This is a genomic window from Lactiplantibacillus brownii, from assembly GCF_031085375.1.
Classification (GTDB): Bacteria; Bacillota; Bacilli; order Lactobacillales; family Lactobacillaceae; genus Lactiplantibacillus; species Lactiplantibacillus brownii.
Genome location: NZ_JAVCWF010000003.1, coordinates 19,701 through 41,714 on the forward strand (window position 1 = coordinate 19,701; position 22,014 = coordinate 41,714).

At 41.6% G+C, this 22,014-nt stretch carries 26 protein-coding genes and 2 pseudogenes; 16 read left to right on the plus strand and 12 right to left on the minus strand.

The features are described from left to right. Positions 1-125 precede the first annotated feature (125 nt). Positions 126-850 (plus strand): annotated as a pseudogene (locus RA086_RS14450) (DUF554 domain-containing protein). Between the two features lie 194 nt (positions 851-1,044). Here RA086_RS14450 and RA086_RS14455 read toward each other — a convergent pair. The 7 genes and pseudogenes from RA086_RS14455 to RA086_RS14485 form a co-directional block, all read right to left on the minus strand. After that, entirely contained in the window at positions 1,045-1,596 is a 552-nt protein-coding gene (locus tag RA086_RS14455; RefSeq protein WP_003645116.1) for a 4'-phosphopantetheinyl transferase family protein, read from the minus strand. Then, positions 1,596-2,771: an SDR family oxidoreductase gene (locus RA086_RS14460; protein ID WP_308704537.1), complete on the minus strand. Its 1,176-nt coding sequence runs from the start codon at positions 2,769-2,771 to the stop codon at positions 1,596-1,598. Before RA086_RS14460 ends, RA086_RS14455 begins: the two co-directional genes overlap by 1 nt. A 3-nt stretch (positions 2,772-2,774) precedes the next feature. Beyond that, positions 2,775-3,023, minus strand: coding sequence for an acyl carrier protein (acpP, locus tag RA086_RS14465; protein WP_011101500.1), 249 nt, complete (start codon positions 3,021-3,023; stop codon positions 2,775-2,777). 56 nt (positions 3,024-3,079) lie between these two features. Continuing rightward, positions 3,080-4,066 (minus strand): beta-ketoacyl-ACP synthase III, encoded by a 987-nt coding sequence (locus RA086_RS14470; protein ID WP_054398127.1) that lies wholly within the window; start codon positions 4,064-4,066, stop codon positions 3,080-3,082. 74 nt (positions 4,067-4,140) lie between these two features. Beyond that, positions 4,141-4,584, minus strand: a complete 444-nt coding sequence (gene fabZ / locus RA086_RS14475) for a 3-hydroxyacyl-ACP dehydratase FabZ (RefSeq protein ID WP_003640408.1) — start codon at positions 4,582-4,584, stop codon at positions 4,141-4,143. Positions 4,585-4,948: 364 nt separating this feature from the next. Further along, entirely contained in the window at positions 4,949-5,878 is a 930-nt protein-coding gene (locus RA086_RS14480) for an IS30-like element ISLpl1 family transposase (RefSeq protein ID WP_003561810.1), read from the minus strand. Between the two features lie 447 nt (positions 5,879-6,325). Then, a pseudogene (locus RA086_RS14485) lies at positions 6,326-7,441 on the minus strand (IS4 family transposase); the annotation flags it as partial. 328 nt (positions 7,442-7,769) lie between these two features. Between RA086_RS14485 and fabZ (RA086_RS14490) the strand changes: the two are divergent. The 13 genes from fabZ (RA086_RS14490) (at position 7,770) to fabI (ending at position 17,633) form a co-directional block, all read left to right on the plus strand. Further along, positions 7,770-8,216 carry a 3-hydroxyacyl-ACP dehydratase FabZ gene (fabZ, locus tag RA086_RS14490; protein ID WP_056973862.1) on the plus strand — a complete coding sequence of 149 codons (447 nt, stop codon included), beginning with the start codon at positions 7,770-7,772 and terminating at the stop codon, positions 8,214-8,216. A gap of 28 nt (positions 8,217-8,244) precedes the next feature. Continuing rightward, a complete protein-coding gene (locus RA086_RS14495) occupies positions 8,245-8,712 on the plus strand; it encodes a MarR family winged helix-turn-helix transcriptional regulator (protein ID WP_308704538.1) in 468 nt (155 codons plus the stop codon). After that, positions 8,709-9,692, plus strand: coding sequence for a beta-ketoacyl-ACP synthase III (locus RA086_RS14500; protein ID WP_056973858.1), 984 nt, complete (start codon positions 8,709-8,711; stop codon positions 9,690-9,692). Before RA086_RS14495 ends, RA086_RS14500 begins: the two co-directional genes overlap by 4 nt. Positions 9,693-9,759: 67 nt before the next feature. After that, positions 9,760-9,999: an acyl carrier protein gene (acpP, locus tag RA086_RS14505; RefSeq protein WP_308704547.1), complete on the plus strand. Its 240-nt coding sequence runs from the start codon at positions 9,760-9,762 to the stop codon at positions 9,997-9,999. 9 nt (positions 10,000-10,008) lie between these two features. Continuing rightward, positions 10,009-10,923, plus strand: a complete 915-nt coding sequence (locus tag RA086_RS14510; protein WP_056986344.1) for an ACP S-malonyltransferase — start codon at positions 10,009-10,011, stop codon at positions 10,921-10,923. Continuing rightward, a complete protein-coding gene (gene fabG / locus RA086_RS14515) occupies positions 10,923-11,654 on the plus strand; it encodes a 3-oxoacyl-[acyl-carrier-protein] reductase (protein WP_056973854.1) in 732 nt (243 codons plus the stop codon). The genes RA086_RS14510 and fabG overlap by 1 nt, the downstream gene beginning before the upstream one ends. A 20-nt stretch (positions 11,655-11,674) precedes the next feature. Then, a complete protein-coding gene (fabF, locus tag RA086_RS14520; RefSeq protein WP_057877457.1) occupies positions 11,675-12,904 on the plus strand; it encodes a beta-ketoacyl-ACP synthase II in 1,230 nt (409 codons plus the stop codon). 4 nt (positions 12,905-12,908) lie between these two features. Next, on the plus strand, positions 12,909-13,385 hold the full coding sequence (gene accB, locus RA086_RS14525) for an acetyl-CoA carboxylase biotin carboxyl carrier protein (protein WP_056973865.1): 477 nt from the start codon (positions 12,909-12,911) through the stop codon (positions 13,383-13,385). A 6-nt stretch (positions 13,386-13,391) separates the two neighbouring features. Further along, positions 13,392-13,808 (plus strand): 3-hydroxyacyl-ACP dehydratase FabZ family protein, encoded by a 417-nt coding sequence (locus RA086_RS14530; RefSeq protein WP_056973850.1) that lies wholly within the window; start codon positions 13,392-13,394, stop codon positions 13,806-13,808. Positions 13,809-13,880: 72 nt separating this feature from the next. Continuing rightward, positions 13,881-15,260 (plus strand): acetyl-CoA carboxylase biotin carboxylase subunit, encoded by a 1,380-nt coding sequence (locus RA086_RS14535; RefSeq protein ID WP_125584107.1) that lies wholly within the window; start codon positions 13,881-13,883, stop codon positions 15,258-15,260. Then, positions 15,241-16,083: an acetyl-CoA carboxylase carboxyltransferase subunit beta gene (locus RA086_RS14540; RefSeq protein ID WP_056973843.1), complete on the plus strand. Its 843-nt coding sequence runs from the start codon at positions 15,241-15,243 to the stop codon at positions 16,081-16,083. Before RA086_RS14535 ends, RA086_RS14540 begins: the two co-directional genes overlap by 20 nt. Continuing rightward, entirely contained in the window at positions 16,076-16,846 is a 771-nt protein-coding gene (gene accA, locus RA086_RS14545) for a carboxyltransferase subunit alpha (protein WP_125584106.1), read from the plus strand. The genes RA086_RS14540 and accA overlap by 8 nt, the downstream gene beginning before the upstream one ends. A gap of 28 nt (positions 16,847-16,874) precedes the next feature. Then, positions 16,875-17,633 carry an enoyl-ACP reductase FabI gene (fabI, locus tag RA086_RS14550; RefSeq protein WP_056973839.1) on the plus strand — a complete coding sequence of 253 codons (759 nt, stop codon included), beginning with the start codon at positions 16,875-16,877 and terminating at the stop codon, positions 17,631-17,633. Positions 17,634-17,778: 145 nt separating this feature from the next. Here the strand turns inward: fabI and RA086_RS14555 are convergent, their stop codons facing one another. From RA086_RS14555 to RA086_RS14570, 4 genes are all read right to left on the minus strand, one after another. Beyond that, positions 17,779-19,020 (minus strand): ISL3 family transposase, encoded by a 1,242-nt coding sequence (locus tag RA086_RS14555; RefSeq protein ID WP_063697918.1) that lies wholly within the window; start codon positions 19,018-19,020, stop codon positions 17,779-17,781. A 144-nt stretch (positions 19,021-19,164) separates the two neighbouring features. Next, complete coding sequence (locus tag RA086_RS14560) at positions 19,165-19,254, minus strand: putative holin-like toxin (RefSeq protein ID WP_072672334.1); 90 nt, start codon at positions 19,252-19,254, stop codon at positions 19,165-19,167. A 181-nt stretch (positions 19,255-19,435) separates the two neighbouring features. Then, on the minus strand, positions 19,436-19,708 hold the full coding sequence (locus RA086_RS14565; RefSeq protein ID WP_308704539.1) for a S41 family peptidase: 273 nt from the start codon (positions 19,706-19,708) through the stop codon (positions 19,436-19,438). Continuing rightward, a complete protein-coding gene (locus RA086_RS14570) occupies positions 19,683-20,399 on the minus strand; it encodes a S41 family peptidase (protein ID WP_308704540.1) in 717 nt (238 codons plus the stop codon). Before RA086_RS14570 ends, RA086_RS14565 begins: the two co-directional genes overlap by 26 nt. Before the next feature lie 134 nt (positions 20,400-20,533). Between RA086_RS14570 and RA086_RS14575 the strand changes: the two genes are divergently transcribed. Further along, positions 20,534-20,869, plus strand: a complete 336-nt coding sequence (locus tag RA086_RS14575; RefSeq protein WP_308704541.1) for a hypothetical protein — start codon at positions 20,534-20,536, stop codon at positions 20,867-20,869. A gap of 303 nt (positions 20,870-21,172) precedes the next feature. Here the strand turns inward: RA086_RS14575 and RA086_RS14580 are convergent, their stop codons facing one another. Then, the gene (locus RA086_RS14580; protein ID WP_076661461.1) at positions 21,173-21,250 is read right to left on the minus strand and encodes a putative holin-like toxin; all 78 of its coding nucleotides are present in this window, start codon (positions 21,248-21,250) and stop codon (positions 21,173-21,175) included. Positions 21,251-21,432: 182 nt separating this feature from the next. On the opposite strand from RA086_RS14580, the gene RA086_RS14585 reads away from it, so the two are divergent. Further along, the gene (locus tag RA086_RS14585; protein ID WP_265256369.1) at positions 21,433-22,005 is read left to right on the plus strand and encodes a hypothetical protein; all 573 of its coding nucleotides are present in this window, start codon (positions 21,433-21,435) and stop codon (positions 22,003-22,005) included. Positions 22,006-22,014: the final 9 nt, after the last annotated feature.

Below are 22,014 nucleotides of genomic sequence, written 5' to 3' on the forward strand. Positions count from 1 at the left end.
ATTAACCCTCTTCTAACTATTCCTATTTAGAATAGTTTACCACATATTCAGAATTGTTCTTATCCGAAACAAGCTCTAAACTAATAGCTGTTGTTTTTATCAATTAAATATTGAGGAGGGCTTGCGTGCCAATTGGAATTATTACTAACGTGTGTGCGATCTTTTTCGGGGGTATTGTGGGCGCATTGACCGGCAAACGAATGTCACAACGTTTAAAAGATGGGCTGAATATGTCCTTTGGGATCTGTTCCATGTGTATGGGATTTACGCGATTGCACCACTAAAAAATCTAGCGGCGGTCATCTTTGCCGTTATTATCGGAACAGGTATTGGATTGCTTTGCCATTTGGGAACTGCAATCAATCACGGCGCTGCCGCGATGCAACGTTTCATTTCACGGTTTGTCAAAGCACCAGCAACTTTTGAGAAACAGGCTTTTGAACAGACAATGGTCACGGTAATCGTATTATTTTGTGCCAGTGGAACTGGTATTTACGGGACTTTAACTGAAGGGATGAACGGCGACGCCACAATTTTGATTTCCAAATCGATTCTGGACTTCTTTGCTGCGGTAATTTTCGGTGCTAACTTAGGGTTAGTTGTTTCCTTAATTGCTGTTCCCCAACTAATCATCCTGACAGCTTTATTCTTAGTCGCTCACCTAGTCTTTCCCTTGACCACTCCTGACATGATTCTAGATTTCAAAGCGGTCGGTGGTATTTTAATGGTTGCCAGCGGCTTTCGCATTATTGCCGTCAAGATGTTTCCGACCGCCGATATGATTCCGATGATGGTCGTTATCATGCCGATTTCATGGTTATGGATGAATTTTGTATTGCCATTATTATAGATAAATTAATTGAAGGATAAATTAAAAAGCAGTTCTGAGCCCACAATTATAGCTTGCTCAGAACTGCTTTTAGTCAGCACGTAGAAGGCTTGCAATAGCAGGTCAACCAGTCGGCTGATAATAAAATCCAGTGGCCATTGTTCACTAAACTTAAAAAAGAGCGCACTAAAGTTAATACCAACCACGCACTCCAATCAGCCAACCGACAAGGGACGAGCCAAAAATCCCTCGTGGGTCGCAGGCAATTCTAACGGCGTCAACTGGTATAACTGTGTTTGATAGCACGCTAGTCCACGTTGTAAATCAAGAACCTCGACACGGCGGGGCGCATGGGTCAAGCCACAGCCCACTAACTTTAATACCGCTTCTTTAGCCGTCCAAAGTTGCCACCCTAACCGATAACGATCTTGCACCGATAAAGCCTGTAATAGCTGCCATTCCGCCGATGTAAAGGCTCGCCGAATGGCAGTCACATCATATGGACGGACCTGTTCAACATCAATCCCCAGAGGTCCCGGACCGACCGCCACCATCACTAACTGGTGCGTGTGACTAACACTAACACCTAATCGAGGATGACTTGGAAAATAGGGCTGTCCCAATCGATGATAAGCTAATGGTACCGATAACACTTGCTGAATTAATTGGCGACTCACGGTTCGCTGAGTGACCCGTCGCATTTTTTTAGAAACATCGACCGGCATCTGAAGCCACTGCCGTTTAAAGACAACTTGAGTGATTGGCATTAACTTAAGTGGACCCCTTTATCCACGTGTACCACGTCCCCGGTCATTCCAGTCGAGAGATCGCTTAATAAAAAGGCAGCCACGTTGCCGATCTCACGCGTTTTTACCGGTTCTCCATCAACTGTCATACTGCGAGATAATTTTAATAATTGCTGATGCTCATGAATACCCGTTACCGCCAACGTTTTGACTGCTCCGGCTGAAATTGCATTCACGCGGACTTGTTGTGGTCCAAGGTCACGTGCCAAGTAACGCACATTTGCTTCCAACGCGGCCTTAGCAACCCCCATCATATTGTAATTTGGTACGGCTCGCTCTGATCCAAAATACGTCAACGTTACGAGACTGGCTCCTGGTTTCAGCATTGGCCGAGCTGCTCGGGCAACTGCAATCAGCGAATACGCACTAATATTTTGTGCCAAATCATATCCAGCTTTCGTGGTATTCACAAAATCACCTTCTAACGTTGCTTTATCCGCATAAGCAATCGCATGGATAATCCCATCGATGACACCATACCGTTGTTTAATGCTTGCAAATGCCCGATCAACATTGTCATCATCAGCAACATCACAGGCAATTAACGGCGTGTGTGAAGCCACCGCAACGTCTAATGGGACCACCCGTTTAACGCCGTGTGTTTTTAAATAGGTTCGCGCAGCTTGAATACCAGATGCATCGCCACCAATAACAATTTGATCAGCTAGATTGTAATTAGCGGGATACGCAACCCCCACTGCTTGGGCACTTTGACAAGCGGCTGCAACCAGTGCCGGCGTTACCCTCAACGCCGCGACCATCTCCCCGGGATGCTGTAATCCCGCTCGTTGCATATATCTAGCCCGATCGGCAACTAACTTCAAGCCATCAGCAAATGGCAGGACGCCAGCTGCAATCAATGCGGCATACTCACCAAGGCTCAATCCTGCTAACACGGTCGGACACTCATTAAGCAACGCTGTTAAAGCACGATATAACCCCATATTCATCGCTGTAATTGCAACCGGCATCCGTTGAGCATCATCGATCCAATCAGCAGTTACCCGCAGATCCCAGTCCAACACTTGATTAGCTTCGTCAATCGTGGCTTGATACGCTGGTAACGTTTGATAAAGATCGGCCCCCATATCGGCAAACTGTTGTCCTTGACCACTGAATAAGATTGCCGTTTTCATAACTTAGTCCTCGCTAGTTTCCTGATGAGTCGCCACATAATCAACTAGATCACCAACCGTGGCTAACGCGTCATCCGTTTCGATTTCGATATCATATTCGTCTTCGATCTTATCGATCACTTCAAAAACGTCCAGACTATCAAGTGCTAAGTCTTCGGTAAAGTTCGTTGTCATCGTAATCTTGTCAGCATCCACGTCTAATTGTTCCACGATCATCTTTTTAATTTGGTCAAAAATTTCAGTTTTAGTCATTGTTGATTCCTCCAGAATTTTTAAATTAATTTTAAATGCTTGATTTCAGTTATCAATTAATACTCAATTACGGCACTACCGACGGATAACCCGCCGCCAAAACCGGTAAACACCAGCTTGTCACCACGTTGAACTTGCTTTTGGGCAACCATTTCAGCAAATAGAATCGGTTCACTGGCTGCCGCAGTATTGCCATACTGTGCAATGTTCATCGGTAATTGTTCCGTAGCTAAGTTTAATTTTTGACCAACGCTCTTAACAATACGTGCGTTGGCCTGATGAAGCACAAATGCTTTAATATCACTCGACTCGAGCCGTGCCTGCATCAACGCCTGCTCAATTGAGTGGGGCACTTGTTTAGTGGCAAAGTCATAAACCCGCCGACCATTCATCTGAAAGGCCCAGCGGTTAGAACCTGCACCATCAGTCCGTGTTGACCACGGATTCACCTGAGGCTGCTGTCCCGCCGTTAAATAATGCCCGTCAGCGCCAAACGTCGCGTAATGACCGCCCAGCCAGTGCCCAGTGGCCGTATTAGGCTTAGCAGTAATCAATAGACCACCCGCACCATCACCAAATAAAACGGCAGTGCTACGATCATGCCAGTCCACTAACCGACTCAAGGTCTCGCTACCGATTAACAAAGCGGTCTGACCCGGTTGTAAGTATTGGTGAACCAACTGCATCCCATAAACAAAGCCCGCACATGCAACATTGATGTCAAAGGCAATTGCTTTTTCAGCCCCAATCGCTGCCTGTACTTGAGGAGCCGTCGCCGGTGTCAAATAATCCGGTGACATGGTTGCCACGATGATCAAATCAATCGCCGTCGCCGCTAGCCGACTTTGCTGCAACAACTGCTGGGCAACTGAAACAGCTAAACTCGTCGTTGTCTCATCGGTCGCGACGTGGCGAGAACGAATTCCCGTTCGCTGCTTGATCCAATCATCAGAAGTCGCCATCAGTTGCGTTAGTTCTTGATTCGTGACTTTGGTCGTCGGCAGTGCCTTAGCACTCGCTAAAATCGAAAAATTAGTTGTCATGGTTGGTTACAATTCGGCAATGCTTTTAAAAAACTTTCCCAAACGACAATCGCCGAATTGCTATTACCACCTTTCTATTTTGAATCAGTTGCACCAACGATAAAGGTTAAATCAGTTGTGCAGGCTGCCTTGTCACCGACCATCGCCTGACAACTCACCGTTCCCATGTTGGACCGTTGTTTGACCATTTGGACATGCAACTTCAAGACATCACCGGGACGGACAATTTTGCGGAACTTGGCATCCTTAATGGCGCCAAGATAAGCCGTCTTACCAGCAAACTTTTCAGATTTCAAAATCAGAATCGACGCGGCTTGCGCCAAAGCTTCAATAATCAACACGCCCGGCATGACCGGGTTACCGGGAAAGTGCCCTTGGAAAAATGACTCATTGATCGTGACATTTTTCGTCACCACGATCGATTCACCCGGATTTAATTCATCCACCCGGTCCATGAATAAAATTGGGTACCGGTTGGGGATTAATTGCATAATTTCACTTGCTTCTAACACACTCATAGTTAGTCGCTCCTTTCACGACGTTTGGGAATGGCGTTAGGTTAATCGTCCGGCCGAATCTTGTCAATTGATTTCAGCAGATTAATTTACGGCATGTTACATTTTTTAGTAGTCAAATCCCGGTAAGCTGGGCTCTAATCGAGCTTTATTTTTTTGCGAAAATTTCTTGACGATCCATTTTTTGCGGTCATAATCCGTCAACGAACTGGCACAGTTTAGCAATTTGACTATAAAGTTTATAATCAAATTGCTAACAAGTTTTGACTTCAGCAAGCAGTGATACAATCTGTTCAACTGTCACTAGCTTAAATGCACGCAAAAAAAAATTGCATCTAAGAACTAGCATTCTTGGTAGATTGCAAATTTAATCCGAATTTTTGGACAAATTTGTCAGCATAACCTGATACGGTGTTTGCCAGTCGAGTATTTTAAGCGGTCGCTGGTTAATTTGGAGTAACGTCGTCGTTAAATCTTGAGCACTAATGTGCTCAAAACGAGTCCCTTTAGGATAAAAATAACGTAAATTCCGATTAAAGCGTTCATTACTACCACGTTCAGCTGGCGTATAAGCATGGCAGTAATAGGTCTTAATACCATATTGTGATTCAAGTGATACTAGCCCACTAAACTCAGTGCCACGGTCCACAGTAAAGCTGTGCACCGGACCATTAAAAGTGGTTAGGAACTTAGTTAGTGCTTCATTAACAGTCGCTGTCGTCCGATCTTTTAACCGGTATGCCCAAAGGAACCGTGATTTGCGATCGATTAAAGTTAATAAAACTGCCTTACTATGCCCACGAGGACCAACGACTGTATCTAGTTCAAAATCGCCGATGCGATTACGTTGATTAATCATCATGGGACGCTGTTCAATTGATCGCCCCAAAGATTGATTATATTTGGATCGTTGGTCAACGTTACGCCGTTGGCGTACGCCATGTTCAGGTAGATCATTCAAGGAGAAACCAATTCTCCCCTGATTTAGCCAATTATAAATAGATTTAGTAGCTAGTTTAAATTCGTGAGCAATCATTCCTGGTGACCAGCTTAGACGTAAATGGTTGAGAATTTTTTGCTTTAACTCATCGCTCAGCTTAGTTTTCCGACCACATCGTGATCGCTTGTATTCGGCATCTGTTTGTGCTAATTCAGCCTGATAAGGTTGACATCGAGATAATTCATAAGAAATTGTTGACGGTGATCGGTTCAGCCGAACGCCCATTTGGATATTGGACAGCCCTAGTTCACAAAAGGTTTCGATTTTAATTCGTTCGGAATAGGTTATACTAGACAAAAGATCAGCTCCTAAAAGATGGGTTTGTGGTAAACACCATTTTAAAGGAAGCTGATCTTTTTTGTCCGAACAGCGTTCGGATTAATTTTACAATCTACCTAATAAGCACAACAAAACTTAAAAACATAAGAGCAAGCAGGTGGATCAAGGCGTGCAACGTTAACCAGTTGTTATGCTATACTGTGAGTGCCCATATGAACAAGGATTCCTATGTCGAGCTATATGACGATATTAAACAACCGCTAGCTTGCGGAGCTAAAGCGGCTATTTTTTATTAGCATGTAGGCACCATTATTTATGAAGACCACTTTTAAATTAAAAGCAGCTCATATTATGTATTATCTGGTGCTCAAATAACTCTTGAATTAGGAATCAAACTCATGTAAAACTGGCATTCACTAATTTATAAATGCTGTTATGACGGGGATCGTTTAGTGTATTCCCCACGTATGTGGGGGTGATCCTTGCTAAATGGCCACAAAGCCCGTCATAATTTTGAACTTGTGATTTGTCGAGCCGCAAGTATTGCTTGGCAACTTTAAAGTAATTCTCAATTTGCCATCTTCGGGCGTATAGTTGAATGATCTCTTGTGGCTGAAGGCCTAACTGAGTCGTTGCCAGTACTAGGTAGTCATCTTGACGGGCCCGATTAGCCACAAATACCAAGCGAAGCTTGAATTTTTGGTTCCCGACGTGCGCTTCGACAAAGCAGCTGTATTGATAAGCTTGCTTGGGTTGATATTTTGAGGCCTGCAGTCGCTTGTATAATGCTTTAACTGAATATTGCCGTCCGCGATATTGATAGTAAATTTTGCTGGACCGTTTAAGCATGCCCACGCCGTTTAATCCCAACTTGGTTAATTCATAGAACATTTTTGGTGAGCTATACCAGCTATCAAATAACACATAGTCAGCTAGAACGCCATTTGCGAGGGCTTGCTTGACAAGTTGCAATGAAACGAGGTTCATTTTTTGCTGTGCTTGGCGACGTCTCCGGCCAGCAATTGTTCGTTGATCGGTTGTTTTAGCTGATTTTCCAAGGACGTTTTGTGGCTTCTTGGAAGACATTAATGCAAAGTTGATCGGTAAGAATGTATTGGCGTCACTCCAACCCAAAGTTAAAGCCCGGTATCCCTTAATATATAACTGTTTGTCATGGTCAAAGACTCGCGCTAGTAATTCGGTTTGGGTGGCGTACTCACGGGAAAAGAGTGTATCGTCAATGATCAATGCTAACCGCCGCCGGCGGTCAATAAACGGTCGTAAATGCTTGATTAAATGACTCCCAACTTGACAAATCAAGCGTTGCCAATTGATCCGGCCATCGTTCAAATTATTTCTGACGGTGCGACTGGTAAAGTTAGGTGTTTCATGGGCTCGATAAAGCGAGCGTCCCAGGAACTTTGTCGTGAGCAGCCATTCAATGACCTTCATCAAGCTGATTTCTGAATGCCGGCGATAATTCACCAACTTGGTGAGTTTAGATAGACCAATGAGGGAAGTAAATTGATGAACAATATTGTGAAGCTCGTTTTCTGTATTTTTTTGTCTTATAATATTCATGACGTAAGTCTCCTTTGTATCTTGGTTTTGGTCGACTAAAGTATACAACGCAGGAGAGCTTGCGTTTATTTTTTTGCCAAAAAAGCCAATAACCACACGCCTTTGGCGTGATTATTAGCTTTCAAGTTTCAGTTCTTAGTTTTATCGGTTATTACGCCATTAACCAAAATAGTTTGAATTTCAAACTATTTTAGGTTATGATGTGAGATGTTCAAAATTTGGACATGGATGAAGTGAAATCAACCAAATTTTTTTGACAATTTAGTTCGAAAGTCGAATTAATCTGGCGTGATACTTGATCAGTTTTGCAACCGAAAGGAAGAAAGCAATGAGTGTATTAGATGCAGCTAAAATTATGGATCTAATTCCCAATCGATATCCAATTTTGTTTATGGATAAAGTCGATGAATTAAATCCGGGTGAATCGATCGTTTGTACCAAAAACGTCACAATTAACGAGGAATTTTTCCAAGGCCATTTTCCTGGAAATCCAGTTATGCCCGGCGTATTAATTATCGAGTCGCTTGCTCAAGCAGCTTCGATTTTAATTCTCAAGACGGAAAAATATCGTGGCAAGACAGCTTACCTTGGTGCCATTGATAATGCCAAATTCAGAAAAGTTGTTCGTCCGGGTGATGTTTTGAAGCTACATGTTGAAATGGAAAAACAGCGTGACAACATGGGTAAAGTTAAATGCGCTGCCAAAGTTGAAGACAAAGTGGCTTGTTCCGCCGACTTAACGTTCATTGTTCCAAATCCAGATAAAAAGATTTAGACCGAGAGTGAATGAGGAGATTTAATGAATGAATTCGACGAGTGATGAAATTAAAGATGATTACAATTTCATAAGTGAGGCTTTGATAGATATTTATGATCAGATAATGCGAATTGAAGAGAGTGAAATTCGAAAGAGTCGATTTAAGGACATCACTGCAAAAGAATTGCATCTTATTCATACAATTGGCCTTCATGATCGGAAAATAACTTCAGAAGTATCACGTGTTTTGAAGTTAAGTAAAGGGACGTTAACTGCCAATCTTAATAACCTTGAGAAAAAAGGCTACATCATTCGAATGATTAACCAACAGGACCGTCGGATTATCAACCTTGGGCTGACGAGTAAGGGCAGATTGCTTTATCGTGCCCACTATGCGTTCCATCGCCAGTTGGTTGAAAGTTGCTTAAAGGGATTTGACGGATCCGATATTCGAAAGATGCGGCAGGCATTGGTTAACGTTGAGAAATTTATTGACGAGGTTTCATCAAAATGAAATTTGAAGATTTTAAAATAGTAGCTACGGCGAGTCAAGTGCCTGAGCGAGTTGTTGATAATCATGAACTTTCAACGATGATGGACACCTCTGATGAGTGGATCGTTAAGCGAACGGGAATTAAGCGTCGGCATATTGCCGTTACTGAAACTACAAGCTCACTTTGTACCAGCGTTGCTCAGCAATTACTTGCTCAAAGCGAACTGCAGCCTGACGATATTGATTTGATCGTTGTTGCAACCATGTCACCTGATTATTTAACACCTTCTACCAGTGCAACTGTGCAAGGAAACATTGGTGCTACTAAGGCGATGGCGTTTGATATTGATGCAGCCTGCTCAGGGTTTGTTTATGGATTGAAGCTAATTCGGCAAATGCTGATGGCAGATCATAAAAAGAATGCCATTTTAATTGGTGGTGAAACGTTAAGTAAGCTTTTGGATTGGTCTGATCGATCCACTGCCGTTTTGTTTGGTGATGGTGCCGGTGGGGTTTTGGTTACGAACGAGACAACTGCTGATGGGTCATATCTTGCAGATAGTATGACAACCCTTGGCAGTCTTGGTGGCTATTTAACGGCTGGTAAGACTGGTCAGCCATCACCATTTTCATCAGATCATCAACCATTCAAGCCGTTCTTTAAGATGAATGGTCGGCGTGTTTATCAATTCGCGGTTAAGAATGTTCCCGATTCGGTTAACCATGCATTATCGGTGGCTAAATTAGCACCGACAGATGTTGACCACTATGTCCTTCATCAAGCGAACGTTCGAATTGTCGAGCGGATTGCGGATGAACTCGAGCTGCCAATGACCAAATTTCCGGTTAACATCGGTGAATTTGGGAATACCGCAGCTGCCAGCGAACCGATCTTGTTGGATCAGCTAGTAAAACACAACATTATCAAACGTGGCGATACAATTGCGTTAAGTGGCTTCGGTGGTGGCTTAACAGTTGGAACCATGTTACTGACTTATTAACGATATTGCTCATAGAAAATTAATTAATCAAATTAAAAACAAACAACTATATTGGAGGAAATTAATGATGACTAAAGAAGAAGTATTTAACAAGGTAAAGGATATTATCGTGGACCAATTGGATGTTGATGCAGACAAAATTACGATGACAACGAACTTTACCGAAGACTTAGCACTTGATAGTCTGGACGTTTTTGAAGTGATCGATAAGATCGAAGACGAATATGATATCGAAATTGAAACTGACAAAGGTATGGAAACTGTTGGTGATTTGGTAGATTACGTTTTTAAACAACAAACTAAGTAGGTTGATACTTTGAGATTAAGTTATTTATTTAGCGGTCAGGGAAAACAATTTCCCGAGATGGGGCAGGACCTTTACCAACAAGAGGTAATTTATCGTCAAACCATTGAGGAAGCTTCTGCTGCACTTAATATGGATTTGAGTAAATCAGAGGTTATGGATGATCCCAATAATGTCCAGGTCGCCATTGTCGCAATGAGTACCGGTATTTTTCGGATTCTTGAAAAAGAATTCGGATCACCAGTGGGCGCTGCTGGATTGAGCCTTGGCGAATATAGTGCAATTATAGCTGCTCGTGGTGTTCAGTTTGCTGATGCGCTAAAGCTGGTTCGTGATCGTTCTCGCTATATGGATAAAGCAGGAAAAGATCATCCGGGTAAAATGGCAGCTGTTCTTAAGGCAAACGCTGATTTAGTCCGTGAAGCCTGCCGGGTTGGTGCTCAAGCAGGTGATATTTACCCAGCTAATTTTAATACCGATTCGCAGATTGTTATCGGGGGTACACAGGCCGGTTTGGACGCAGCAACCACTTATCTTCATGAACATGGGATTAAGCGGGTTGTTCCGTTAAAAATGACGGTTGCTTCTCATACTCCGTTTATGCAAGAAGCAAGTGATTTATTAGCTGATCGAATTCAAACTGTTGACTTTCATGAGTTTAAGTTTCCTGTTATTAGTAATACAACAATGACCCAATTTGATGTTGCCAATATGAAACAGACGCTGGTTGATCAGTTGGTTAATCCGACCCATTTCATTGATTGCCTCAAAGCCTTAGTCAATTTGGGCAGTGATACGATGATTGAAATCGGTCCGGGTGATACGTTGATGAAGTTTGCAAAATCGTTATCAACTGTTGACACACTACATATTGATAGTGTTAAGACATTGAATGATGTCAGATCAAATGTAAAGTTGGTGAAATAATGAGTGAAGCAAAACAAATTGCATTAGTAACCGGTGCCGCAAAGGGGATCGGATTAGCGATTGCCAAAAGGCTTTCAAAAGATGGTATGACAGTTGTTTTAAATACGCACCATGCTTTAGATGATGATGTGAAGCAGCAATTAAGTGATCAGGGAGTTACTTTTGATAATTTGGTTGGCGACGTGGCCAACGAAGATGATGCCCAAGCAATGATTGACAGTTTGCTGGAAAAATATGGTCAAATTGATGTTTTAGTAAACAATGCGGGCATTAACCGCGACAAATTATTGAGCCGCACTAAGCTGTCGGATTTTAAAGCAGTTATTGACACAAATTTAATTGGCGCGTTTAACATGACCAAGTTTGCAATGAAGTCAATGCAAAAGAGTCGTTCTGGTGTCATTGTCAACATTTCCAGTATTTCAGGCTTGCATGGTAATATTGGGCAGGCTAATTATTCCGCTAGTAAAGCTGGACTAGTCGGTTTGACAAAAACAGCCGCTCGTGAAGGGGCTTTACGTAATATTCGTTGTAATGCTGTTGCTCCGGGAATGATTGAAACCGATATGACTGGAAAAATGAGCGAACGTCGTCAAAAAGAATTCACTGATCAAATTCCGTTGAAACGATTTGGCCGACCGGAAGAAATTGCCGACGCAGTTTCGTTCTTGGTGCATAATGATTATTTAACAGGTCAAGTCATCACAATTGATGGTGGATTAACAATTTAATTGCTAAAGGAGATAAATTCATGAACAGAGTCGTTGTTACTGGAATGGGTGCCGTTACCCCACTCGGAAATGATGTTGATAGTTTTCTGACCAACTTATTAAATTCGAAGGTTGGCATTAATAAGATTACCAAATTTGATGCAGAAGCAACTGGAATTTCTGTTGCCGGTGAAGTCAAGGACTTTGACGCAATGAAGCGCTTGGACCGAAAAACCGCAAAGCGAAATGATCTGTTTGTCAATTACGCGCTATATAGTGCTCACGAAGCGATGGAAATGGCTGGCTTGAATGAAGACAATATCAAACCAGAGGAACTAGGCGTCATTTATGGTTCAGGAATTGGTGGTTTGACGACCATTCAAGAGCAAGTCATCAAGATGCACGACAAAGGACCTAAGCGGGTATCACCTCTCTTTGTGCCTAATTCCATTGTTAATATGGCTGCCGGTGATATTTCAATTGCCTTCAAGGCCCGTAACACCAGTCAAGCTATTGTGACTGCCTGTTCGTCAGGGACTAATGCAATTGGCAATGCCTTTGAATATATTAAAGAAGGAAAAGCTGAGGCAATGATTGCAGGCGGAACTGAAGCTTCAGTAAATGAAATTGGTATTTCAGGATTTGCTGCAATTACGGCATTATCGAAGACCGAAGATCCAATGAAAGCGTCAATTCCGTTTGATAAAGACCGAAATGGTTTTGTAATGGGTGAAGGTTCTGGAACCCTGGTCTTGGAAAGTTATGACCATGCCAAAGCACGTGGCGCTAAGATCCTTGCTGAGATTGTTGGTTATGGAACGACTAGTGATGCTTACCATATGACAGCGCCTGATCCAGAGGGAACCGGCGCTAAACGGGCAATGCAAATGGCCATTGACGAGGCTGAAATTGATGCCACTGATGTTGACTATATTAACGCGCACGGAACAAGTACTCATGCCAATGACAGCGCTGAATCCAAGGCAATCAATGTGGTCTTCTCAAAGAATGATCATGTTAAGGTAAGCAGTACCAAAGGGATGACTGGCCACGCATTGGGCGCAGCCGGTGCGATTGAGGCTGTTGCAACAATCGGCGCAATTCAAAGAAACCAAATGCCGGTAAATGTGGGTGTTGTTAACCAAGATGAAGAATGTGATGTTGATTTAGTTGATGACACCAATAAGAAAACAACTGTTAACTATGCAATCAGTAACTCATTTGGATTTGGAGGACACAACGCTGTAATTGCATTTAAGGGATGTGATTAAAGTTATGGACGAGAAGGAAATTGAACGGTTATTAGATAAGTTTGATAAATCATCACTCAAAAACTTTGAGTTAACGCAGGATGATTTTAAATTGGCATTGAGTAAACGTGAGGCTGGTGACCAAGTTGTTGTAGGTGAGCCAACATTAACAACACCTAATGACACTGTTAGCGCACCTAAACCGACGTCAAAACAATCACAGAATGAATCAACAACGCCAGCTGTTAATTCGGCAGCTGATGTCGCCGAAATTAAAGCACCGCTGGTAGGTGTTATCTATTTCGCGCCAAGTCCCGATAAGCCTGCCTTTAAAAAGCAGGGCGATAAAGTTGAAAAAGGGGACGTTGTCTGCGTTATTGAAGCAATGAAGATGATCAATGAAGTTAAGAGTGATGTTTCAGGAACAATTTCAAATATCTTGGTTGAGGATGGCAGTATGGTTGAGTATGATCAACCACTGTTTCAAGTTAAGAAGGGATAGATAATAATGACACCCAACGTAAATGATGTGATTCCCCAACGCTATCCTTTTGAAATGATTGACCGCTTTTTGGATGTTCAAGCAGGTGTTAAGGCAAGATCGGTGAAACTGATTTCCATTAATGAATGGTTCTTTGCCAACCAGCCGGTTAACCGGTTAGTTGTCCCACGGCCAATTATGATTGAGGCAATGGCTCAGACTGGGGTTGCTGCCATTCTGTCATTACCAAAATATCAAGGGAAAAATGTGTTTTTTGGCGGCATAAAAAACGCCACTTTTCAAGATGATTTTCGACCAGGCGACCGGTTAATCTTTGAAGTGGAAATGAAAAAGCTCAAAATGAACATTGGATTAGGTCACGGATCGATTATTCGAGACGGTCAAGTGATTTGTGAGGCCGACCTGATATTTGCGGTGGAATGAGAAACCTGGCTCATTTCGGGAATGAATCCAAATGGCGTTCCAAAACGTTTTTAAGTACAAGAAGGTGAGCATATGTTTAAAAAAGTATTAGTGGCAAATCGTGGCGAAATTGCTGTGCAAATTATCAGAGCACTTCATGACATGAATATTGAAGCAGTTGCTGTTTATTCCAGTGCTGATAAGGAGAGCTTGTTTGTTCATTTAGCTGATGAGGCGATCTGTATTGGCGGTGCCCAGCCGAGTGATTCTTATTTAAATATGGCCCAAATTATGAGTGCCGCAACTTTAACTGGTTGTGAAGCCATTCATCCCGGGTACGGTTTTCTCTCTGAGAATGCTGAGTTTGCGGAAATGTGTGAGTCTTGTCATATTCAATTCATTGGTCCTAGCCATCAATTGATTTCACTGATGGGTGACAAGGCTAACGCCAGAGAGGCAATGAAGTCCGCGGGCGTTCCGGTGATCCCTGGTAGCGAGGGTGATGTCACTTCAGTTGATCAAGCTGAACGGATTGCTGAAAAAATTGGTTTCCCAGTTTTATTGAAATCCGCTGCCGGTGGTGGTGGTAAAGGTATCCGTGAGGTTGATCGGCCAGAAGAGCTTCGTGATTCATTCGAGCAGTGCCAACGTGAGGCCAAGGCATCATTTGGTGATGATAGTATGTATGTTGAAAAACTAATCCGAGATGCCAAACATGTTGAAATGCAGGTGATTGCGGATAATTTTGGCCACGTTGTCTATTTACCGGAACGTGACTGTTCTCTGCAACGAAATCATCAAAAGGTAATTGAAGAAAGTCCATGTATTTTGATTTCTCCTGAAGAACGTCAGGAATTAGGTGAAATTGTTGCCAAGGCAACGCTTAAACTTGGTTATACAAATACTGGGACCTACGAATTTTTGATGGATCACGATCACCATTTTTACTTTATGGAAATGAATACTCGTCTTCAGGTTGAACATACGATTACCGAAGAAGTTACCGGCATTGAGCTGGTAAAGGGTCAGTTAGCCGTTGCTGCTAATGAAGTATTACCCTTTGTTCAAGCAGATGCGACTGTTAAGGGACATGCTTTGGAGTGTCGATTAAATGCCGAAGACCCCGAAAACAACTTTGCTCCTCAACCCGGGAAAATTACCCATTTATTTTTCCCTGATGGGTCATTGAGTGTCCGAATTGATGCTGGTGTGACCAACGGCAGTTTTATTTCACCTTTTTATGATTCAATGATCGCTAAATTAATCGTTCATTTAAATGACCGGAATGCGGTCATTGCGAAGATGAAACGGGTGTTAAGTGAGCTTGAAATTACGGGTGTCATAACCAATCAAGCCTTTTTATATGAGTTAGTTACATCTGATCGATTTAAACAGGGAACCTACTCAACTAGTTTTATTGAAAATGATGTTCTTGCTGGTAGGAGGGGATTAAATGCTGCAAAGTCGGTTTAAAATGCCCAGTCGTGATGAATTAAAAAAGCGAATGGATAAAATCCCCGATAACTTAATGAAAGAATGCCCAATTTGCCATACAACGTTTTTTTCGATGAGAATGGGCAAGCAGCGAACCTGCCCTAATTGTGGATTTGGTTTTCGAATTACGGCTCGCAGGCGGGCTAAGATTACGTTTGATACCTTTGACGAAATGGATGCAGACGTAACGGTTCCCGACCAATATGACGATAAGAAGTATCGGGGTAAAATTGCAAAAGCAAAAAAGGTAACCGGAATTAAGGAAAGTGTCTTGACTGGAATCGGGTCACTGGATCATCAAAAAGTGGCGGCCGGAATTATGGACCCATTCTTTATCATGGGTAGTCTTGGCAGTGCCACTGGTGAAAAAATTGTTCGATTGTTCGAAAAAGCAACCACTGAAAAGTTGCCGGTTGTCATGTTTACGGCTTCTGGTGGTGCGAGGATGCAGGAAGGGATCAAGTCACTGATGCAAATGGCAAAGGTGTCCCAGGCTGTTGAGGCTCACAGCAAAGCCGGACTGTTTTATCTGGTGGTTCTTTGTGATCCAACGACTGGTGGCGTTACTGCCAGTTTTGCAATGCAGGGCGACATTATTTTAGCCGAATCTCATGCTTTGGTTGGATTTGCTGGTCGCCGAGTCATTGAACAAACAATTATGAAGCAGCCACCCAAGAATTTTCAAAGGGCTGAAACTGTTTTGGATCACGGCTTTATCGATGCGATTGTTCCGCGGACCAATTTAAAGCAGACAATCTCTCAATTTTTGCGACTGCATCAGAGGGAGGCTAGTCATGGCTAAAAAAACAGCTTATCAACGTGTTCAGGCAGCCCGTGACAGTCATAAAATTTCAACGGATGAACTCATTCGTGGTTTGACAACTGATTTTTTTGAACTCCATGGAGATCGGTCTGATGGCGATGATCAAGCAGTAATCGGTGGCATTGGATTGTTAAAGGATGTACCGATTACGGTGGTTGGGATTCGTAAGGGTGCTGATACGGAAGAAAATATCAAGCGTCATTTCGGTAGCCCTGAACCGGAAGGCTATCGTAAAGCGCTTCGATTAATGCAACAGGCGGAAAAATTCCATCGACCGATTTTGGCGCTGGTGAATACGCCTGGCGCTTGGCCGGATGTGGATGCTGAATATCACGGTATTGGTTCTGCAATTGCCAAGTGCTTACAAGTGGGCATGCAACTAAAGGTACCGTACATTAGTATCATTGTTGGTGAGGGTGGTAGTGGTGGCGCGATTGCGCTTGCCTGTGGCGACAAAGTATTTATGTTTGAAGATAGTATTTATTCCGTTTTGTCACCTGAAGGCTATGCCAGCATCATGTGGAAGGATTCATCAAAGGTCCAGCAAGCAGCTGAAGCCTTAAATTTAACATCAGAATGGTTACAAGAAAATGGTATTATTGATCAGATTATTCATGAATACCACTCTGGTGAGAATTTAGGCCCACTACGTGACTTTCTGGCAAATCAGTTTAATGAACTGGCTAATTTACCGATTGACGAGTTATTACGCCAACGTGAGCAACGTTACCGGAATTTTTAAAAGAAAAATTATTTGGAGGCCGAATTAAATGAGTGGCTTTTTAGATGGAAAAACAATTGTGATCATGGGGGTCGCAAATAAACGCAGTATTGCTTGGGGATGTACCCAGGCAATTATTGATCAAGGCGCTAAGGTTATTTTAACTTATCAAAATGATCGAATTAAGAAGAGCTTACAACGATTTGTTCCTGAAGATTCAGAATTAGTAGAATGTGACGTTGCTGATGATGACAACATTAAAAATGCATTCGAAGAGATTGGTAATAAGTATGGCAAAATTGATGGTGTGATTCATGCAATCGCTTATGCTGACCGTGAGACATTGACGTCTGGGCTGGTACATACTACTCGTGAAGGATACGATTTGGCTCAAAACATTAGTGCCTACTCATTGATTGCAGTGAGTCGTTATGCACAACCAATCCTAAATGACCCTTCAAGTATTGTAACTTTGACTTATTTTGGTTCAACTCGGGCCATTCCAAATTACAATATGATGGGTGTTGCCAAAGCGGCCTTGGAAGCCAACGTTCGCTATTTAGCTTCAGATTTAGGGGTGAATGGGATTCGAGTAAACGCAATTTCTGCGGGTGCGGTTAAGACATTAGCAGTTACCGGCATTAAGCATCATGGTGAATTGTTAAAGGAATCGGAGTCGAGAACCGTTGATCAAAAGAGCGTTACAACAACCGAAATCGGAAATGTGGCTGCCTTTTTGATGAGTGATCTGGCAACTGGAATGACCGGCGACGTGGTTTACGTTGATAAGGGTGTGCATCTTATTTAAAGAGAGTGATCAAATCAGCGGTTAGATCCCAGAATATAAGCCAGCCCATCTAATATTCTGGTTTTGAATATTAGATGGGTCTCTGTCAAATCGTATTGGTGGAGATTTTGAACGGCACATTCACTTCGGTGAATGTGCTTTTTGTTTACTCATGAATTAAACTAATCCGGATAAAGAAGTTGTCAATATTTCGAAAACCAAAACAGTTACGCTTTAATGCCTTGATTTTACGATTAAGTCCTTCAATTGGACCGTTGGAAAATGGATAACGACAACTGTTTAGAAGGGCTGAACCATTTTTGATAAACGTGTTGATCGTTATGTCCATTTGATTACTAGTGGGTTGGTAGTTAGTAAGTAAGGATTGGAACGCATTAGCATCCTTTTGGTGTATGGCACTTAAGATACCTTGATAGGTTTGATACACAGATCTAAATCTGGGAAAAGCGTCTAGAGCTAAATCAATGGCGTTTTGTTGCGTCATATACTCGTTAATTCCGCGTAAATAAACAGCCTTAGAATCATTAACTTTTATTTCATCAAGATGAAATAAACGCCATTGAGATTTTAAAATATGATAAATTCGTGAATGCTTATCTTGGATAGTACGAATGGTTTGCGTGCGTTCATTATCTAAGGCACGCCCAGCCAGTTGAATAATATGGAAACGATCGATAATCGTGGCCGCATTGGGAAATAAGCGATGAATGAAGCTGCCATATTCAGCATTCATGTCAATCGTCACTGATTGAACTTGGGCACGTTCTTGAACCGAAAAACGAGCTTCAAAGTAGTCAATGATATCTTTACTTAGCCGATCTTTTAAAGTAACAATTCGGCGATGACTAACGGCATCGCAACAATTAAAGGACATCCAGTGATTACAGGAACGAAATTCATCAAAGCAAAGATTCTCTGGGAGATGTTTAACACGATAGGCTAAGTGAATATTGGCATTTAGGATTCGTTGAACACTGCTTGGCGAAATTCCACAAAGTTTAGCAATTTCTTTACTCGTCAACATATCGCGTGCCAAAACGATCACTTGATGTTTGATATTATGTGTGAAAGTTTCGTTACGATTAACCAACTTAGTTTTAGCACCACAGGTTTTTGAACAATCTTTACATTGGTATCTTTGACGTTTTAAATGCATTTCGTAACGACCACCGGATAAGGTTCCTAAACGCAGGTGACTCATGTGAGTTCCGTTTTTAATTAAGCTTTTATGGCCACAATGTGGGCACTTTAAAAGTTGATAAGACAAAGTTGCATGGACGACATGAATACGTTGGTTTGTGGAACACCGTTCTTTAGAAATACCAGTGACAATTAAGTTTGGGTCTGTTATTTCGAATAAGCATAAGATAGAATTAGTTAGGGACATCTGAATTTCCTCTTTTCGATTTGTTTTGGCGATTAAATCGTAGCACAAAGAGGACAGATGTCCTTTTTTATTTTTCTGATTTTCAAAACAGACAAAAAACCGGTATTAGTTATTCACCAATACCAGAAAGTGTAGACCCCTTTTTTATTTGTTCCTTTTGTCGATGTATGTTAGCAACGCTAAAATAAACATTGCAAACAGCAACATCAACGAGAGTGTCTGGAAGACGCTCATTGACTGTGAAACCTTCCTGAAGATTATTCCATGTTCCCATGGGACTCACCTCGCAAGGGAAAAGACAGCCACCGCCCCTAAAACTTTAGAGTCCTAATATACTTGACTTTACGTAGAAAAAACTTGCTTGCTTAATCCATTATACAGCGGAAGCTAGCGATCAACCGACTCTAACCAAAAACTAGTTTTGAGTTAATAGCCAATTGTTTGCTTGAACAATTGGCCTGTTAGTTTGCACTTCAGGTTTAATTTTATTATTGAAGAGTACTTGCCCATTGTTTTTCTTGATTTTTTCAGCAGTTATGTTTACTTGGGCACCATTATACATAGTGTACGTATCGTTGATACTAGTATACCCAGCAGAATTACCACCAAAAGTTTTAACGTTGGGATTGGTTTCAAGTGCTAAAGCCGTTAACTCGCCTGAACTAGCAGTCCATCGATTGAGTATCACCGCAACAGGAATTCCTGTGATTTTTTTTTACCTTACCGAGGTCTATCTTAGTTCCCATGTTGTTAGTAACACTCCCTTGGAAGGTTACACTCGTAGTCTTTTTTGCCGCGTTAACTACTTCAAATAATTTTCCATTAGGGATAACTGGCGAAATTCCAGCTAACATTGGGCCAATGTCACCACCTGGGTTATTCCTAAGATCAATGATAATACCCTTATATGTTTTACTAGTCAGCTTATAATAAATTGTGTTTGCGTATCTTTTCCCTTGTGATGATGATCCATTGAATTCTGGTAAGTGGACGTATAAGATGTTATTTTTAACGCTGCTAGTTGGTGCTTTGTATTGTGAAACTTCTTTTTTTACTTCTGATGGAGTTATCAAAGAAGAGTGCTTACCACCCTTAATTGCCAAGGCTTGTTTTAACAGTGGATAAATTTCTTTGTAGGTATGCTTATTTGAAATGTCATTGCGAATCTCTATCATCCTATTTTTCTGCGTTTGATTTTCTGTATAGATCCCTGTGGACGATATTTTATTAAAAGCCAGCATGGCGTCTCTTTTAGGGGTTGGTGGGACTAAGTAGAAGTCAAAGTTAGGTCCATACTGATATCCTATGTATATTCCTCCAGAAATAATCACTAGCATAGTTACTATTAGCGAGATAATTAATTTTTTATGCTTTTTCAAATAACTCACTCCTTAATCCTTAAGATACTCACAACATAATTTTAACACATTAGGAGATATGCCTAACCATCATGGGATATTTGTAAATGAGTTAGCTTCAAGAAAGGTCGCTATCTTACGTAATCGCTACTCCAATGAAGCTCACCAAAAAAAATCAGACGTGGTTTTCTGGCAGTGCCATTGCCAGATGGAATCAGTGTTCTTTCGTTCAATATGGTTATGCGGTACTCCCTAATCAGGTCCCAGAGAAGAGAGAAAAGACAACTATCATTGATAGTGATGGAAAAAATAAACATGTTGCTGCTGTTAAAACCCCGCAGCGAGTTGATGCGTTTGTAGCTGATGATCCTTTTGGTAGTGGTAGTTGGCTAAAGTTTTATACCGGACAATATAGTTCTAAACAGCATTGGACACTTGTTGCTCATAAAGGATCCTATATTTCAAATATTCGTCTGGTCTCTCGTGCGTAGATGCCCCTAATGATGCGTGAACAAACTGGGAATCATTATGTGGGTTACGATACTCATGCAGAACGACGGATTACTAAACGATTTCCGTGGTGGCCGTTCAATTAAGAAAATTAGTGTTGATCAGTCACATTAAAACTGCTAAAGAAGCTGATTAAAAATAGTCGAAAGCCAGTTATAGTCATGCTATAATATAGATAGAAAAAGGAAGCCCCGCTGGAACAGGACTTCCCATGTAGAGCCGTTAAAGACGGTGGCATAACTTAATACGATTAAATAACCGCTAGCTCTGCCAAGCTAAGGCGGTTATTTTTTTTGCTGACTTTTGATCAGCTCAACAATTAATGCAATTAAGGCTACGATAAACGTACCGAAAGCCAGCATTAATTGTAAAGCGTCCGCAACGGACACTTAGGCTACTCCTTTCGTTAGGATTTATGGGCTTTAAAGGTTCAACACCATAAGCACCACCTCCGATCGGAAATAGCCACCGCCTTAACTTCTCTACAAGCTTTAATTATACAGGAGCTTTGACTTTCTGCAAAAACAAAAAAAGGAAGAAAAATATGGACTACACGGAAATAAATCAAAAGTTAGAATCAGCATTTAATAAAACAAGTATTCAAAAGTACGATGTATGTCAACTATGGAGTTGTCTATCTTGTGATCTGTTATACGATCTAAAGAAGGATCAATATGCCTTCCCTGTTGTTGGTAGCATGAAATTTATTAACAAAATAACTAACCAACATGGGGAATATATTTACAACAATCAAAACGGAGACTTCCATGTGGTTACATTTTTTTGTAAAATTAAAACATGGTCTTTACTGGATTTCTCAACCAAACATCTTTCTGTAAAAGTACCGTGTGCTCCTTGTATGGTGGGTTTTAAAATAGATCAAGTGTCATTAGCAGATAGCCCAGTAATAATTTCCATTCCTGAGTTAAACAATTTAAGTGGTGACGACCAAGGCTTAAAAAAAGTAGTTCAAATTATCCCTAAAATAAAAAGCATTTCCAAAGACGACGAAAAATATTTATATGAATTTAAACCAGATCATATTTCTCCACAACTAAATCCAGTCAATGAAACAGAGCTTGAGTCTCTAGAGGATGCATTAGGTTTGAAATTTTAATCTGTTTAT

Excerpts from the sequence above, each read along its gene's own strand:
- RA086_RS14455 (WP_003645116.1), bottom strand. The coding sequence starts at position 1,596 with ATGCCAATCACTCAAGTTGTCTTTAAACGGCAGTGGCTTCAGATGCCG.
- RA086_RS14460 (WP_308704537.1), bottom strand. The coding sequence starts at position 2,771 with ATGAAAACGGCAATCTTATTCAGTGGTCAAGGACAACAGTTTGCCGAT.
- acpP (WP_011101500.1), bottom strand. The coding sequence starts at position 3,023 with ATGACTAAAACTGAAATTTTTGACCAAATTAAAAAGATGATCGTGGAA.
- RA086_RS14470 (WP_054398127.1), bottom strand. The coding sequence starts at position 4,066 with ATGACAACTAATTTTTCGATTTTAGCGAGTGCTAAGGCACTGCCGACG.
- fabZ (WP_003640408.1), bottom strand. The coding sequence starts at position 4,584 with ATGAGTGTGTTAGAAGCAAGTGAAATTATGCAATTAATCCCCAACCGG.
- fabZ (WP_056973862.1), top strand. The coding sequence starts at position 7,770 with ATGAGTGTATTAGATGCAGCTAAAATTATGGATCTAATTCCCAATCGA.
- RA086_RS14495 (WP_308704538.1), top strand. The coding sequence starts at position 8,245 with ATGAATTCGACGAGTGATGAAATTAAAGATGATTACAATTTCATAAGT.
- RA086_RS14500 (WP_056973858.1), top strand. The coding sequence starts at position 8,709 with ATGAAATTTGAAGATTTTAAAATAGTAGCTACGGCGAGTCAAGTGCCT.
- acpP (WP_308704547.1), top strand. The coding sequence starts at position 9,760 with ATGACTAAAGAAGAAGTATTTAACAAGGTAAAGGATATTATCGTGGAC.
- fabG (WP_056973854.1), top strand. The coding sequence starts at position 10,923 with ATGAGTGAAGCAAAACAAATTGCATTAGTAACCGGTGCCGCAAAGGGG.
- fabF (WP_057877457.1), top strand. The coding sequence starts at position 11,675 with ATGAACAGAGTCGTTGTTACTGGAATGGGTGCCGTTACCCCACTCGGA.
- accB (WP_056973865.1), top strand. The coding sequence starts at position 12,909 with ATGGACGAGAAGGAAATTGAACGGTTATTAGATAAGTTTGATAAATCA.
- RA086_RS14530 (WP_056973850.1), top strand. The coding sequence starts at position 13,392 with ATGACACCCAACGTAAATGATGTGATTCCCCAACGCTATCCTTTTGAA.
- RA086_RS14535 (WP_125584107.1), top strand. The coding sequence starts at position 13,881 with ATGTTTAAAAAAGTATTAGTGGCAAATCGTGGCGAAATTGCTGTGCAA.
- RA086_RS14540 (WP_056973843.1), top strand. The coding sequence starts at position 15,241 with ATGCTGCAAAGTCGGTTTAAAATGCCCAGTCGTGATGAATTAAAAAAG.
- accA (WP_125584106.1), top strand. The coding sequence starts at position 16,076 with ATGGCTAAAAAAACAGCTTATCAACGTGTTCAGGCAGCCCGTGACAGT.
- fabI (WP_056973839.1), top strand. The coding sequence starts at position 16,875 with ATGAGTGGCTTTTTAGATGGAAAAACAATTGTGATCATGGGGGTCGCA.
- RA086_RS14555 (WP_063697918.1), bottom strand. The coding sequence starts at position 19,020 with ATGTCCCTAACTAATTCTATCTTATGCTTATTCGAAATAACAGACCCA.
- RA086_RS14560 (WP_072672334.1), bottom strand. The coding sequence starts at position 19,254 with ATGAGCGTCTTCCAGACACTCTCGTTGATGTTGCTGTTTGCAATGTTT.
- RA086_RS14575 (WP_308704541.1), top strand. The coding sequence starts at position 20,534 with ATGAAGCTCACCAAAAAAAATCAGACGTGGTTTTCTGGCAGTGCCATT.
- RA086_RS14580 (WP_076661461.1), bottom strand. The coding sequence starts at position 21,250 with ATGCTGGCTTTCGGTACGTTTATCGTAGCCTTAATTGCATTAATTGTT.
- RA086_RS14585 (WP_265256369.1), top strand. The coding sequence starts at position 21,433 with ATGGACTACACGGAAATAAATCAAAAGTTAGAATCAGCATTTAATAAA.